This is a genomic window from Allobosea sp. UC22_33 (genome assembly GCF_042700715.1).
In the GTDB taxonomy this organism is placed as follows: domain Bacteria; phylum Pseudomonadota; class Alphaproteobacteria; order Rhizobiales; family Beijerinckiaceae; genus Allobosea.
Genome location: NZ_CP170556.1, coordinates 1,637,956 through 1,653,297 on the forward strand (window position 1 = coordinate 1,637,956; position 15,342 = coordinate 1,653,297).

11 protein-coding genes and 1 pseudogene are annotated in these 15,342 nt (G+C 64.5%); 10 read left to right on the top strand and 2 right to left on the bottom strand.

Annotated features, from left to right (window positions below; all coding sequences use genetic code 11):
• The first annotated feature begins 7 nt into the window (after positions 1-7).
• The 6 genes and pseudogenes from ACFJGT_RS07835 to ACFJGT_RS07860 all read left to right on the top strand — a co-directional run bounded on the left by ACFJGT_RS07835 (position 8) and on the right by ACFJGT_RS07860 (position 7,986).
• Positions 8-505 carry a YdcF family protein gene (locus ACFJGT_RS07835; protein ID WP_377847575.1) on the top strand — a complete coding sequence of 166 codons (498 nt, stop codon included), beginning with the start codon at positions 8-10 and terminating at the stop codon, positions 503-505.
• Positions 486-848, top strand: coding sequence for a YdcF family protein (locus tag ACFJGT_RS07840; RefSeq protein WP_377848943.1), 363 nt, complete (start codon positions 486-488; stop codon positions 846-848). Before ACFJGT_RS07835 ends, ACFJGT_RS07840 begins: the two co-directional genes overlap by 20 nt.
• 289 nt (positions 849-1,137) lie before the next feature.
• Positions 1,138-2,199, top strand: coding sequence for an AraC family transcriptional regulator ligand-binding domain-containing protein (locus tag ACFJGT_RS07845; RefSeq protein ID WP_377847577.1), 1,062 nt, complete (start codon positions 1,138-1,140; stop codon positions 2,197-2,199).
• Positions 2,200-2,690: 491 nt separating this feature from the next.
• Positions 2,691-4,511 (top strand): M10 family metallopeptidase C-terminal domain-containing protein, encoded by a 1,821-nt coding sequence (locus tag ACFJGT_RS07850; protein ID WP_377847580.1) that lies wholly within the window; start codon positions 2,691-2,693, stop codon positions 4,509-4,511.
• 397 nt (positions 4,512-4,908) lie between these two features.
• Positions 4,909-6,661: pseudogene (locus ACFJGT_RS07855) on the top strand (type I secretion system permease/ATPase).
• The gene (locus tag ACFJGT_RS07860) at positions 6,661-7,986 is read left to right on the top strand and encodes an HlyD family type I secretion periplasmic adaptor subunit (protein ID WP_377847582.1); all 1,326 of its coding nucleotides are present in this window, start codon (positions 6,661-6,663) and stop codon (positions 7,984-7,986) included. Before ACFJGT_RS07855 ends, ACFJGT_RS07860 begins: the two are co-directional and overlap by 1 nt.
• 570 nt (positions 7,987-8,556) lie before the next feature.
• Here the strand turns inward: ACFJGT_RS07860 and ACFJGT_RS07865 are convergent.
• Entirely contained in the window at positions 8,557-9,429 is an 873-nt protein-coding gene (locus tag ACFJGT_RS07865; protein ID WP_377847584.1) for an SMP-30/gluconolactonase/LRE family protein, read from the bottom strand.
• A gap of 97 nt (positions 9,430-9,526) precedes the next feature.
• A complete protein-coding gene (locus ACFJGT_RS07870; RefSeq protein ID WP_377848944.1) occupies positions 9,527-10,144 on the bottom strand; it encodes an aminotransferase class III-fold pyridoxal phosphate-dependent enzyme in 618 nt (205 codons plus the stop codon).
• Between the two features lie 79 nt (positions 10,145-10,223).
• On the opposite strand from ACFJGT_RS07870, the gene ACFJGT_RS07875 reads away from it, so the two are divergent.
• The 4 genes from ACFJGT_RS07875 (at position 10,224) to ACFJGT_RS07890 (ending at position 15,330) form a co-directional block, all read left to right on the top strand.
• Complete coding sequence (locus tag ACFJGT_RS07875) at positions 10,224-10,652, top strand: hypothetical protein (RefSeq protein WP_377847586.1); 429 nt, start codon at positions 10,224-10,226, stop codon at positions 10,650-10,652.
• A gap of 104 nt (positions 10,653-10,756) precedes the next feature.
• Positions 10,757-11,221, top strand: coding sequence for a transketolase C-terminal domain-containing protein (locus ACFJGT_RS07880; protein WP_377847588.1), 465 nt, complete (start codon positions 10,757-10,759; stop codon positions 11,219-11,221).
• Between the two features lie 169 nt (positions 11,222-11,390).
• On the top strand, positions 11,391-12,965 hold the full coding sequence (locus ACFJGT_RS07885) for an ABC transporter substrate-binding protein (RefSeq protein ID WP_377847590.1): 1,575 nt from the start codon (positions 11,391-11,393) through the stop codon (positions 12,963-12,965).
• A gap of 46 nt (positions 12,966-13,011) precedes the next feature.
• On the top strand, positions 13,012-15,330 hold the full coding sequence (locus ACFJGT_RS07890; protein ID WP_377847592.1) for a penicillin acylase family protein: 2,319 nt from the start codon (positions 13,012-13,014) through the stop codon (positions 15,328-15,330).
• Positions 15,331-15,342 lie beyond the last annotated feature (12 nt).

Here is a 15,342-nt window from a genome sequence, read left to right on the forward strand (position 1 = left end):
TGAACGCATGTTTCATGTCATGTCCCAGATTGGCGGGCTACTGGCACCCTCAAACGCAATCGCGCTGATGGGGGTTCTGGGCCTGATCGTCATGGTGGCGACGCCTTGGCGACGAGTGGGGCTGGCGCTTGCGGGGGGCGGCATTTGCGGGATCCTGGCGGCTGGCCTGCTGCCCGTCGCCAACTGGGCGATCTTTCCGCTGGAACAACGTTTCCCGGCTTTCGTCGACGACGGTCGCCCCATCACCGGCATTATCGTTTTGTCGGGCGCGCTGGAGTTGACGAGGTCCGCGGCGCGACACGAGTTCGCGCTCAACGGCGCTGCGGAGCGCGTTTTCGCCTTTATGGATCTCGCGCGGCGTTATCCCGGTGCGCGCTTGGTCTACTCCGGTGGCAATTCCAGGATCGGATCGAGGTTGCCGCCGGAAGCATGGACGGCAACCGAATACCTGAAGACTTCTCGGACTGCCCGGGGACCGTCTCACCATCGAGCCCCGATCCCATAACACTTGGGAGAATGCTCGCGAAACACGGAATCTCGTGCGGCCCAGTCCGGGCGAGCGCTGGCTGCTCGTGACGTCCGCTTGGCATATGCCGCGGGCGATGGGTAGCTTCGAGCGCGCAGGTTTCCGCGTGATCCCTTATCCCGTCGACTTTCAGACAAATGGATCTCGGGATCTTGCGCGGCCGTTCACCGTCGTCGGGCAGGGGCTTGAGCGCCTGGATCTCGCCGCGCGGGAATGGTTAGGCCTGATCGGATATCGTCTGAGCGGGCGGACTGGCGCCCTGTTCCCGGGTCCAAGTGTCGAACCAAAGTCCAGCGAAGCGAAACTCGCGACCGCGAATTGATGAAGCCTGTCTCGTCAACGGCCAGCCATTGCCTGGTGCGAGACCACCCGGACGAGAACCAGATTCCGCTTCCCACCTGGGGCAAAACCACGGCCGGGGGCAAATCCGCCGCGTGAACCGGATGCGGCAGGAATCCCCATTCGTCATTCTGTGCGGCGGAGATTTCGTCTTCGAGGCCCATGCGACTTGATACCGGTCAAGTGCTCCACAAGGTCGTTCTATTTAACTCAACCTCGGGTCCGAGATCGGCAGAACCCGATGTCGGCCATTCGCCTGTATCGAGAACATCATGTTTCCGCCGCCCGGATCTTCGACTGAGAGCGGGCGTGAGCAGGCGCCGACCGCCGTCGCGGTGCTGACCAGACTGGCAGCGGCCCAGCTTTCCGCTCAGGGCATTGATCCCGAGCCGCGGATGATCGAGGCCGGGCTATCTCTTTCGCTCCTGGATAATCCCGACGAGCGCGTCCCCGTGCGTCGGCAAATCGCATTCCTCAACATCGCGGCCGACGACCTGGACGATGATCTCCTCGGCTTTCACCTCGCGCAGAGCTTTGATCTGCGGGCGCTCGGCTTCGTTCACTACATCATGGCGTCGGCCGAAACCCTCGCTGAGGCACTGACGTACCAGGAGCTGTACGGGGCGTTCGCGAACGAGGCCATGAAGATCCGCGAAGGCAGCGGGGAAGGGGCATCCCTCGAGCTTAGCTATATCGGGGTTGAGCGGCACCTCGATCGCCACCAAGCCGAATTTTGGCTGACAGCCATGTTGCGACAATGTCGCTTGTTCACTGGCCGCGAACTCGTGCCGACCTCGGCGTCGATGCTTCATTCACGCCCCGGCCGCGTTGCCGAGATGGAACGCTACTTTGGCCTTCAGATCGACTTCGGCGCGGATTTGGACCTTCTGGCCTTCGCTCGGGACACCAAAGAACTGCCTCTGACGACCAGCGATCACTTTCTGAAGGAACTCCTGGCCGGGCTGCATCAGAAGGCGTTTCCGTATTCAGCCGGGGAGGCGGGGTCCCTGCGCACCCGCGTCGAGAATGCGATCATGCCGCGGCTACGCCATGGGACGCCAAAGATCGAGGCAATCGCGCGAGACCTCGGTACGAGCGCCCGCACCTTGACGCGTCGGCTGGCTGATTTGGGCATCAGCTTCAGCGAGGTCCTCGACGAGTTGCGCTATCAACTCGCGGTGCAATATCTCCGGGACGGAACGTCGACGGTTTCGCAGGTGACATGGCTGCTCGGATACCGCGAGCCGAGCGCTTCCGTGCGGGCCTTCAAGCGATGGACAGGCAAGACGCCGACGGCGTTTCGTCGGGAGTTGAAGCGCGCCGCCGGCAGATGACTGGCGACGCAGCGCACGGCCTCGAATCGCGCTTGGCTTGAAACTCAACGGATATGGCGGGGCAGGCCAAGACGGCTGCGCGTTCATACCCTATGTTTGATTCGGCTGCTGGAGATCGAGGCAGCCATCACTCCGCTCCCTGGAAAGCATCCAGGGCAATCTATGCCGATGGCTACACAATAGATGAAATTGTAGCCGTGACTATGACCATGCGGCTACTCTTTTACCATGCGAGGGATGCTTGACGTAGCAGCTGATGTCTGACTCGTAAGCATTCAACAATCAGTAAACGTGACTTGTGAGTTTGCTGATGTTCGGTATCGGACAGCGTAGATCACCCGATGCCTCCTCGTCCGCTTAAGCGGGAGTCAATCCCATAACGCGGCTCACTGGCTCTGCATCTGCAGGGGTGGCGAGCTTTTTACTGATCAGGGGGCGGAGCCGCGTCGAAGGACGTGGCGCCGGATGTTTCCCTGTTGAGAAAGGGCGCTATGACTATCTTCTACGTTTCACCCACTGGCTCCGATAGCCAGGCCGGCACTCTCGACCGGCCTTTTGCCTCGCTGCAATATGCCCACGATCTGGCAAAACCGGGCGACACCATCTACCTGCGGGGCGGCGTCTACAACCTGAAGGATGGCATCCAGCTCACGAATGACGGGGAAAGCGGCCGGCCGATCACGGTCACGAACTACCCGGGCGAGAAGCCGATCCTGGACGGGTCGCACATGACGTCGAGCGAGTACTATGGGCGCTCTGGCGCCGGCGGCTGGGTGCTCGATGGGTCGAGCATTTCCTGGAACCACATTTCCGGGCTGGAGGTTCGCGGCGGGCCGATGGGGGGCATCGTGATCCGTGACGAATCCCACAACAACATCATCGAGCGGCTCGACGTGCACGACAACGGCCGGCTTTCTCAATGGGAAGGCAAGGGCGTCTCGCTCTTCGGGCCGGGCTCGAACAATCTCCTCCAGAACATCGATTCCCACGACAATCATGACCTGAGCGGCGACAACGCCGACGGTTTCCAGATCAGCACGACCGGCGCCGGCAACGTCCTGCGCGGCAACCGTGCCTGGAACAACTCCGACGACGGCTTCGATTTCTTCAATATCCAGGATGGCATGAAGGGCGCCGGTGTGCTCATCGAGGGCAACTGGGCCTTCAACAACGGCTACGACGCCTCGGGCAAGGCTGAGGGCGATGGCAACGGCTTCAAGCTCGGCGGCCAGCGGCCGGGGGGCGGCGCCGAATCCGGCGGCCACACCGTGATCAACAACGTCTCCTGGGGCAATCTGTCGAACGGCTTCGACCAGAACGATGCCAGCCTGGACAGCGTCCTCCACAATAACTCGGCCTACAATAACGGGGCCTATAACTACGCCTACTGGTCTGGCCACAACAGCTTCGTCAACAATCTCTCGGCGGGTAGTGGCAAGGTCGCGGTCTCCGGCGCCGGAACCGCGTCGAACAACTCCTGGAACTATGGCACCCCGACCAACGGCGACTTCGTCTCCCTCAGCGATGCGGGGGCGCGTGGCGCGCGTGCGGCCGACGGCTCGCTTCCCTCGACGGACTTCCTTCACCTCTCATCCGGCAGCACGCTGGTCGACAAGGGCAAGGATGTCGGGCTCTCCTATGCCGGGAAGGCTCCGGACCTCGGGAGCTTCGAGAGCGGCATGGCGACTGGTTCCAAGCCCCAACCGGATAACCCCGGTACTGGAACCCAGCCTGATACCCCTGTAACCAAGCCGGACACCCCCGTAACCCAGCCGGACAATCCTGCAGCCAAGCCGGAAAATCCGGTCGAGGCAGCCAAGGTTTTCGGAACCGACAAGGCCGACAAGATGGTCGGCACGAGCGGGCATGACTGGATCCACGGGAATGCCGGCGCGGACGTCATCGACGGTGGTGCAGGAAACGATACGCTTCTCGGCGGCAGCGGAAGAGACAAGCTGATCGGGGGCTTGGGAGCCGATACGATGTCGGGAGGCGCCGGGCGCGACACGTTCATTTTCCGGTCGGTATCAGAGAGTCTTCCGGACGCCGGCAATCGGGACGTGATCCAGTGGTTCGAGCGCGGCGCGGACAAGATCGACCTCAGCCTGATCGACGCCAACACGGCTGTCAGGGGAGATCAGGTCTTCCACTTTGCCGGCAAGACGAGCGTGGTCGAGGCAAACTCGGTGTCGTACTTTCATAGCGACAACCACACCATCATCCAGGGCGATGTGGATGGGGACGGGCACGCTGATTTCCAGATCGAGCTCAACCAGGTGATCAATCTCAACCGAGATAATTTTATTCTCTGACGGGACCGACCACCACGATTATTCCGGCTCGCGCCCGCGCGAGCCGGTCAAAAAAAGGCCTCCCGTGGCCTCCGGGCTCGGATAGCGAAAACGCCCAGGGTGACGCGCCGCCTCGATCCGGAGCGTCCAGGCGCTTGTATGGCTGGTGCGGAGTGCCACCGCCAAGAGTTTTTTTCGGTGGAGTCGCCGGTCTTGAGCGGCACACCTTTTCCCTTGAACCGACGGGGTTCCATTGCTTCATCTCCTCCCGGCCCGCAACCTCCAGCATGCCGCTTCAACTGTTATCGGTCAGGGCGCCGTCGCGCTGAGGGCACACGGACGCGCGCTTTTCGGGCGCCTTGCCAGCCTTTCGCCGTCCGCACAGGGCGAGACGCGTGCGTCCGCAGGACGAGAGAAGATGGCTGCTTTCGGCATCAGCCAAAGAGAGGCGCTCGCGCGGTCTCCGCTCACCGCAGCTATCTCCCAATGGCGCGGAGCACTTGTGGCGATCGCGGTCTTGAGTGGGGCTCTGAACCTGCTGACGCTCGCCAGCTCGCTCTACATGATGGAAATTTACGACCGGGTCCTGCCGAGCCGCAGTATTCCGACGCTCGTGGGCCTCACCCTGCTGATCGTCATGCTGTACGCGTTCTACGCGCTCTTCGACATCCTGCGCGGTCGTCTTCTGTTGCGGATCGGCAGCGCTCTTGACGAGGGACTGAACGGGAGGGTCTTCCAGGCGATCCTCTCGGGGCCACTCCAGGCCAAGAACGCTGGTGAGGGCCTGCAGCCGATGCGCGACCTCGACCAGGTGCGCGGCTTCCTGTCAGGCAGCGGCCCGGGCGCGCTGTTCGATCTCCCCTGGATTCCGCTTTACCTGGGCCTGTGCTTCCTCTTCCACTTCTGGATTGGCGCTACGGCTCTCATCGGCACCATCCTTCTGGTCGCGCTGACCATGCTGACCGAGCGGCTCACGAAAAAGCCGTCGACGGCAGCGAGTGGGGCTGCGGCCCACCGGATTTCCATCGCAGAAGTCGGGCGGCGCAACGCCGAGGCCGTCCATGCAATGGGCATGGGCGGCGAGATGGGTGCGCTCTGGAAGGTGGTCAGCGACGAGCATCGGCGTCAACACCAGCGCGCCGCCGAAGTTGCAGGGGGCTTTGCCTCAACGTCCCCGCGTGCTGCGCATGCTGTTGCAGTCGATCGTGCTCGGCGTCGGCGCCTACCTCGTCGTTCAGCAGGAAGCGACGGCTGGCATCATCATCGCGAGCTCGATCCTGACCTCGCGCGCGCTCGCTCCCGTCGATCTTGCCATCGGCAACTGGAAGGGATTTGTCAGGGCGCGCCAAGGGTGGGGCCGGCTGACGGAGATGTTCGAAGCCCAGCCGGCTTCGACGCCCGCGCTCTCGTTGCCTCCTCCGACGGAACTGATCACCGTCGAGGCTGCGTCCGTCTCTCCACCGGGGGGGCAGCGCCTGACGGCGGCCAATGTCAGCTTCGCGCTTCGGGCGGGGCAGGGGCTCGGCGTCATCGGGCATAGCGCGTCCGGGAAGTCCTCGCTTGCCCGCATGCTCGTTGGCGTTTGGCAGCCCCTGACCGGCACCGTGCGCATGGATGGCTCTTCTCTGCGTCACTGGCGGCCGGAAGAGCTTGGGCATCATGTCGGCTATCTCCCTCAAGAGGTTGAACTCTTTTCAGGTACCGTCGCCGCCAACGTCGCACGTTTCCGCAGCGACGCGACGGCCGATCGCATCATTGAAGCGGCCAAGGCGTCTGGCGTCCATGAGCTTATCCAGCGCCTGCCGGAAGGCTACCAGACCCAGATCGGCGAGCGTGGAGCGGCTCTTTCGGCGGGGCAGCGGCAACGCATCGCCCTTGCGCGAGCCCTCTACGGGAATCCCTTTCTGGTTGTACTCGACGAGCCGAATTCGAACCTTGATGCCGAAGGCGAGCAGGCCTTGACCGACGCGATCTTCCACGTTCGCCGAAGGGGCGGCGTCGTGGTGGTCATCGCCCACCGGCCGAGCGCCCTGACCGCATTGGATCAGGTTCTCGTGATGGCGGAAGGACGAGTCCAGGCCTTCGGTCCCAAGGACGAGGTGCTTTCCACCACCTTGAAGGCGGTGCCGAAATCCGCTGGCGTTTTCGATCGCGCAGCGAGCAGAACCTGATGGAGCTTAGAAACTTGGACGACGTCTCTCACCCCACCCGGCTTTCGATCCAGCGCCATGTTCTCGCTGTAGGAATCAGCCTTGGAGCCCTGCTGATCGGCGTGGGCGGATGGGCTTCGACAACCGAGTTTTCAGGCGCCGTCGTCGCGCAGGGTTCGCTCGTCGTCGAGTCGGACGTGAAGAAGGTTCAGCACCCCACTGGCGGGGTCATCAGCGAGTTGCGCGTCCGGGACGGTGACCGCGTCACGGCCGGCGACGTCATCGTCCGCCTCGACGAAACGGTAACGCAGGCCAACCTCGCCGTCGTGCGCAAGGCTCTCAACGAAGCCCTCGCGCAGCAAGCTCGACTCGAATCCGAGCGCGACGGAGCTGGGGAGGTTGTCTTTCCCAGCGAGCTATCGACAGCAGCGGAAAGCTCGCCGGATGTCGCAGCGCTCCTCAATGGAGAGCGCAGGCTCTTCGAGCTGCGAGGGGCAGCGCGGTTGGGCTTGAAGTCCCAGCACCTCGAACGCATCGGCCAGATGCGGGACCAGATCCGGGCCTTTTCGGAGCAGATTGTCGCGAAGGACCGCGAAGCCGCCCTCATCGCGCAGGAGCTCGAGGGTGTGCGCGACCTTCACAGCAAGAAGCTCGTTTCGATCACCCGGTTGAACGCACTGGAGCGGGATGCCGCACGTATCACCGGGGAGAAGGGCACCCTGGTCTCGTCAGTGGCCCAGGCCAAAGGCAAGATCACCGAGACCGAGCTGCAGATCCTTCAGATCGACGAGGATCTTCGCACCGAAGTCGGCAAGGCGCTCGCCGAGCTTCGTGGCAAGATTTCCGAACTGGTCGAACGGAAAGTCACAGCGGAGGACCAGCTCAAGCGCGTGGATATCCGGGCTCCCCAATCCGGCACTGTGCACCAGTTGGCGGTTCACACAATTGGCGGCGTCGCCTCTCCGGGCGAAACCTTGATGCTGATCGTGCCTGCCTCTGATCGCCTGACGGTGCAGGCGAGGGTGCGGCCTCAGGATATCGAGCAGGTATACTCCGGACAGCGCGCTGCGCTACGCTTCTCGGCCCTCAATCAGCGGACCACGCCTGAGATCGAAGGCGAAGTGTCCCGCGTATCTCCCGATCTCACGGTCGATCAGCGAACGGGGCAAGACTACTACACGCTTCGCGTCGCCATCCTGGAAGGCGAACTCGGACGGCTCGGGGGAGCAAAGGTCGGGCCGGGCATGCCTGTCGAGGTTTTCGTGCGCACGCAGCAGAGAACGGTTCTCTCCTATTTCGCCAAGCCGCTTGCGGACCAGGTCGCGCGAGCATTCCGGGAGAGATAGGCGCCGAGCCTTCAGAGCCGAACGCGCGGCTCTGATAGGCGGCAGTTGCTTCGGAGGCTTCGCCCCAACTTCCCCTCCCGGGTCCCGAAACCACGTCGGCCATCGACCCGGCGTCGAAGGTAGGCGGGTTCGCGATCGAACCGGTCATCCGTGTTCTTGCCAACCATCAAGAATTTTTTCTTGAGATCGGCTCGACTACGGACCTGGTCGCAATGGGCGCTCAAATTTCCTCGGGACATGCTGGGAGACGCACATGCTAGGTGTGACAACCCTATCGAAGTTCGCGTGCGATGATTGTGGCAGCATCTCGGTCATTCTTCCCGCCGAGCTAATCGACTCGGCTTTTGTACGATGCAGCGGCTGCGGTCGCGAGTACGGCCCCTGGAGAGAGTTCAAGCAGGAGGTGGAGCAAATCATCTCCGCAGAACCGCGTCGGATGAACGGCAGCAACCATCACTTTCAGGTTCGTTCGGATTCCTAGGGCGGTGATTACCGTGCCCAAAGCGCCCTTTCTGGTCTTTCGCAACGGCCAGTTCCGCCTCGATAGGCGCTTGGGGGGCGGGCTGCGCATCATATCGCCCGGAGCAGTTGATCGATTTTTGTCGAGACCAACTCTCGCGCGAAGCCATTGGTGATAAAAACCCTGTCTTGGGAGATGCAGAGATTCGTTGGATCGGTGTTTGGGCCGGTCGATACCAAGCCATGTGGCCGGCCATCCAGGCCGACGACGGCGATCATGTCGCCGACGCTTCCTGCCACCAGCAACCGGTCTTCCGTCAAACACATCCCATCGGGGGCAAAGCCTTCCGGAAAGCTGCAGAACAGCTCCGGAGCGGCAATACGGCCGTTTCGCCAGCGAAAGCGGATCACTTCGCGCCGGCGCGTGAGATTGACCAGAAGGTCGCCGTTGGGATGGAAAATCAGCCCATTGGGAAAACCCGGTAGCCGCGTCAGCAAGTCGACGGTGCCGTCATCCCGGCGGATCAGCACGCGCCCGCCCAGATAGGCATCCGGATTGGTCTTCAGAACCTCCCAGTTCTGCGGATCGGTGAAGACGGCGTATCCCTCGGGCGAAACGACGACGTCGTTGGGGCGATCGGGCTGGACGCCGCCTTGCGTGATGACCTGGACAGCGCCTGTCCGCAAATCCAGCTCCTGCAATCCGCCCGGCATCGGCCGCTCGGCGTGATGCAGCGCCCGGCCCGGCCCCTGAGGGGCGATGCCGCCATTGTTGGCGATCCACAGCGTGCCGTCGCGGCCGAGGCACATGCCGTTCGGAGCCCCGTCCAGTTCGGCGAGCACGCTGACGCCGTCATCGGGATGCCAGCGGCGGATCCGGGCATGAAGCAGATCGACGAAGGCCACGCCTCCATCCGCCAAGGCGACGGGCCCTTCGGGGAAACCCAGATCGCGGACGTGAACATCGTAGTCGATCTGGTTCATGGGATGTCCTTCAAGGTTTCCCTTCGTTGATCATGGTCCACGCATCCGTCGTCTGCACGTCGGCCCGTGCGCGCCCACTCGCATCACCGGTTCCGCGTCACAGTGCTGGCTGGTTCGAGACCGTGTGACGCAAGGCGTCTTCGAGGCGCCGCAAGCCTTCCTCCGCCTCCGCGTCGGTCAGGACGAGCGGAGGAGCCAGCCGCACGACGTTCGAATCCGAGCCTGACGGCGGCAGTACGATGAGGCCGTCTTCCGCGGCCTTCTTCACCACGCGCAGCGCGCGGGCAGGGTCCGGCATCTTCGAGATGCTGTCGACGACCAGTTCGATGCCCATCGAAAGGCCCATGCCGCGCGCGTCGCCGACGCCGGGGATGTCCTTCATCCATGTCGCGAAGCGCCCATGGAAGGTCTGGGTCAGGTGCCGGGCGCGTGTGACGAGGTCGTCCTGTTCGATCACGTCGAGTGTTGCGAGGCAGGCCGCGCAAGCCAGGGGATTGCCGCCATAGGTCGAACTCAGGACGCCGGCAGGGAGCGCATCGAAAAGCGCTTTCCGGCCGATGATGGCGCTCATCGGAATGCCGCTCGCGATCCCTTTTGCGACGCAGAGGAGATCGGGTTCGATCCCCAGGCTCTGGAAGGCGAAGAACTGCCCGGTCCGTCCAAACGCGGCCTGGACTTCGTCCATGATCACCAGCGCCTGCAGCTTGTCCGCCAGAGCACGCTAGCGCTTCCAGAACACCGGCGGATGTCGCAGCCCGGGCACTGGACACTCTCGCCGGCCAGAGGGACGCCCGATGATGAACGTCGATGCCGAAAGCCTTCTGGTGAAGGATTTCAATGCGCGCGGTTCGGCCGCCGCATCCGCCGCCAAGCATTATGGCGAGGCGCTTCTCGAAGCGGCCAGGCAGGATCCGCGTATCGTCTGCCTGACGGCAGACCTGACCTTGCCGACCGAGACCGATCTGTTCCGCGACGCGCTTCCCGACCGGTTCCTCCAGGTCGGCATCGCGGAGGCGAACATGATCGGCATCGCCGGCGGCATGGCGCGCAGCGGCGAGATTCCTTTCGCGCATTCGTTCTGCGTCTTCGCGACCCGTCGCTGCTACGACCAGATCGCGATGCAGGTCGCCTATCCGAACCTGAACGCGAAGATCGTCGGCGTCATTCCCGGCCTCTCGACGCTGCTCGGCGTTTCCCATCAGGCGATCGACGACATCGCCTGATGCGGGCGCTGCCGAACATGACGGTCATCGAGCCATCCGGCCCGAACCAGGTCCGCAAGGCCGTCGCGGCGATCGCAAGGCATCCCGGGCCGGTCTATCTGCGCATGAAGCGGGCGGACGGCACCGAACAGGACCCGCCTTCGCTCGATGACAGCTTCGCGATCGGCAAGGTCCGCGTCCTCCGCGAGGGCAGGGACGGCCTTCTGCTGGGATGCGGCATGACGGTGCCGGTGATCCTGGAGGCGGCCGATATCCTGGCGGAAGCGGGGCGCGCGGTGACCGTCGTCGACGTGTCGACCATCAAGCCGCTCGATCCCGGCATCGTCGAGCTCGCTGCACGCGCGCCCGTCGTCCTGACGGTTGAGAACCATTCGGTGATCGGCGGCCTGGGCAGTGCGGTGGCCGAACTGTTGATGGAAGCGGGGGTTGCCAAGCCGTTTGCGCGCGTCGGCGTCCAGGATGTCTTTGCCGAAGGCGGCACGACGCCGTTCCTGTTCGATCGCTACGGTCTTTCGGCCAAGGCGGTCGTCGCTGCATTTCACAGGAAGAGGGGATCTGGAGTCGGTTAGCCGTTCGCGAAGTCTCTAGCGTTCGCTTGGTCGCTTCACGATTGGCCGCAAGCCGGTTTGGCGCAGCGGGTCAGGGCTTCAGAACGGCCGTCGCGAAAGCGATTGACATGATCAATATGATATATCCTATATTTCTGTGGATGCCTCAGATCTGCTTGGGAGAGAGCTCATGGCGCGGCACGGCTTCAGCAAACGCAGTTTTCTGATCGGAAGCGCGGCGTCGGTCGCGGCTGTTTCATTGCCGGAGTTCGCGCGCGCTGCGCCGCGCGCGCTGACCGCCGTCCTCGAGTCGGAGGTCGTGATCCTCGATCCGCATGCGACCACCGCTGCGATCACGCGGACCTTTGCGTACCATGTCTTCGATACGCTGTTCGCGATGGACACGGCCGGGACCATCCGGCCGCAGATGGTCGACAGGTTCGAAACCGCTCCGGACGGCCTTGCCTGGACCTTCACCTTGCGCGACGGCCTGACCTGGCATGACGGGGCACCGGTCAAGGCCTCGGACTGCGTCGCCTCGCTCAAGCGCTGGGCCAAGGGCGATGCGCTGGGCAAGATGCTGCTGGCGGCGGTGACCGCGATCGAGGCGCGCGACGAACGCAGCTTCGCGATCACCCTGCGCGAGCCTTTCCCCTTGATGCTCGACGTGCTTGGCAAGCCCAACGCGCCGATCCCGGCGATGATGCCCGAAAGGATCATCCCGGCCGGCGAGGAGCGCATCAAGGAGATCGTCGGCTCCGGGCCGTTCCGCTTCAAGGCGGATGCCTGGCGCGCCGGCGACCGCATGGTGCTCGAGCGCTTCGCCCAATACAGGCCGCGAGCCGAAAAGCCGGATTTCCTGGCCGGCGGCAAGGTCGTCAATGTCGACGAGGTGGTCCTCAAGACCATGCCGGACGATGCGACGGCGGCGACCGCGCTGGTCGCCGGCGAAATCGACTACATGCAGTACCTGCCGTTCGACTGGCTTGAGAAGCTCGAAAAGGCGCAGGGCCTGAAGGTCATGGCCCTGACGGGGCTGGACATGTTCCAAGGCAATTTCAGGCTCAATCACGCCACGGGGCCGTTTGCCGACAAGGCTGTCCGCGAGATTCTCTGGAAGCTGGTCGACCAGACCGAGATGCTGGAGGCGATCGGGATTCCCGACCGCTACGTGATCAAGAACTGCCCCTCCTTCTTCATGTGCGATGCGCCTTTCAGCTCCGCGGATGGTGCGGCCGGCGCGAAGCTTGCGATCGCAGAGGCCAGCGCCGCCCTGAAGAAGACCGCCTACAAGGGCGAGCCCGTGGTCTTCCTGACGGTCGCCGGCTCGATCTCGCAGACGGCCGGTGCGGTTCTGGCCAGCAACATGCGCAAGGCCGGCTTCACCGTGGACGAGCAGGTGATGGACTGGGGCACGGTGCTCGCCCGCCGCGCCAAGAAGGACGGCTGGAGTGTCTTCCCGGTCTACGCCAACGGCATCGACATGATGTCGCCGCTGACGCATTTCTACATCGGCAACAACTGCGTGAACTATGCCGGCTGGAGCTGCGACGCCGTCATCTCCGGGAAGCTCGCCGCCTATGCCAAGGCGCCTGACCCGGCCACCCGCAAGCGCATCGCGGCCGAAATCCAGGTCGAGGCCTATAAGGACACGCCCTCCGTGATGTGGGGCCAGTTCAGCCGGCCGGCGGGCTACCGCCTGCGCCTCAAAGACATCGTCCAGTCCAGCTTCCCGATCTTCTGGCAGCTCACGCTCGACGCGTGAGCGCGCCCGGTTTCGGCAAGACACGTGATCTCGACAAGGAATGACCATGGCCGCCAAGACCGATCGCGAGACCTTGCAGGCAGCATTGCCGCAGCTCTCGGGTAGCCTGTCCATTCCCGGATTGATCGCGCCGGTCCGTGTCCGGCGCGATGCCTGGGGCATTCCGCATATCAAGGCCTCCGGCGAGGCGGATGCCTATCGGGCGCTGGGCTTCGTTCATGCGCAGGACCGCCTTTTCCAGATGGAGCTGACGCGTCGCAAGGCGCTGGGGCGCGCGGCCGAATGGCTTGGCGCGGACGCCGCCGAGGCCGATATCCTCGTGCGCCGGCTCGGCATGGAAAAGGTCTGCCGGCGCGATTTCGAAGCCTTGGGCGCCGCGGCGAAGGACATGCTGCGGGCCTACGCGGCCGGTGTGAACGCATTCCTGGCTTCCGGCGCGCCCATGCCCGTCGAGTATGGCCTGCTCGGCGCGGAGCCGGAGCCCTGGGAGCCCTGGCACAGCGTCGCGGTGATGCGGCGGCTGGGGCTCTTGATGGGCTCGGTCTGGTTCAAGCTCTGGCGGATGCTGGCGCTGCCGGTGGTCGGCGCCGCGAATGCGTTGAAGCTGCGCTATGACGATGGCGGCGGCGACCTGCTCTGCATCCCGCCGGGCGCGGAGGCCAGCCGGCTCGAAGCTGATCTTGCGGCGCTGCGGCCGGCGGTCGATGCGCTCCTGAAGGCGATGGGCGGGGATGCTTCCGACGCTGCCGGCGGCGGCAGCAACAACTGGGCGGTCGCCCCGGATCGCACGGCAACGGGGAGGCCGATCCTCGCCGGCGATCCGCATCGCGTCTTCGAAATCCCCGGCATGTATGCGCAGCATCATCTGGCCTGCGATCGCTTCGACATGATCGGCCTGACCGTGCCGGGCGTGCCGGGATTCCCGCATTTCGCGCATAACGGCAAGGTCGCCTATTGCGTCACCCATGCCTTCATGGACATCCATGATCTCTATCTCGAGCAATTCGCGGGGGAGGGGCGCACCGCGCGCTTCGGCGACGATTTCGAGCCCGTCGCCTGGCGCCGGGACCGTATCGCGGTCCGGGGTGGCGCCGACCGCGAATTCGATATCGTCGAGACGCGCCATGGCCCGGTCATCGCGGGCGATCCGCGCGACGGAGCGGCTATCACCCTGCGCTCGGTCCAGTTCGCCGAGACCGATCTGTCCTTCGATTGCCTGACGCGGATGCCGGGCGCCTCGACCGTGGCGCAGCTTTACGACGCGACGCGCGGCTGGGGCCTGATCGACCATAATCTCGTCGCCGGGGATGTCGCGGGCTCGATCGGCCATCTGGTCCGCGCCCGCGTTCCCTCCCGTCCGCGCGAGAATGGCTGGCTGCCGGTGCCGGGCTGGTCCGGGGCGCATGAGTGGCAGGGCTGGATTCCGCATGAGGCGATGCCGCGCGTCATCGATCCGCCGGGCGGCCTCATCGTCACCGCGAATAACCGCGTCGTGGCCGATGACCACCCCGATTACCTCTGCACCGATTGCCATCCGCCCTATCGCGCCGAACGGATCATGGAGCGTCTGGTCGCGAATCCGGCTTTCGCCGTCGACGACGCGGCAGCGATCCATGCCGATACGCTGTCGCCCCATGTCGGCTTGCTGCGCGCGAGGCTCGAAGCGCTCGGCACCCGCGACAGCCTCCCCGCCGAAGAGCTGAGGCAGGCCCTCATCGCCTGGGACGGGCGCATGGATGCGGGTTCGCAGGCGGCCGCCGCCTATATCGCATTCCGCAGGGCGCTGACGCGGCTGGTGACGGCCCGCAGCGGGCTGGAGCAGGCGATAGCGCATCCCTTCGCGGCGGTCCCGCCCGGCGTCTCGCCGCAAGGCCAGGTCTGGTGGGCCGTGCCGACCCTGCTGCGCGACGACGATGCCGGGATGCTGAAGGGCTGGAGCTGGAACGAGGCCTTGTCGGAGGCGCTGTCGGTCGCAGCGCAGAACCTGACTGGACGCGGCTGGGGCGAGGAGCATCGACCGCGCTTCACGCATCCGCTCTCGACGCAGTTCCCCGCCTGGGCGCCGCTGCTCGATCCGGTGTCCCGCCCGATCGGCGGCGATGGCGACACCGTGCTGGCGAATGGGCTGGTCCCCTCAGCCGGGCCGCAGGCGACCTATGGCGCCCTGTCGCGTTACGTCTTCGATGTCGGCGATTGGGACAACAGCCGCTGGGTCGTCTTCCACGGCGCCTCCGGGCACCCGGCCAGCCCCCATTATGCCGACCAGAATGCGCCCTGGAGCGACTGCGCGATGGTGCCGATGCTCTATAGCTGGGACAGGATCGCCGCGGAGGCCGTGACCTCGCAGGAACTCGTCCCGGCCTGAGGGCGAAGCCTG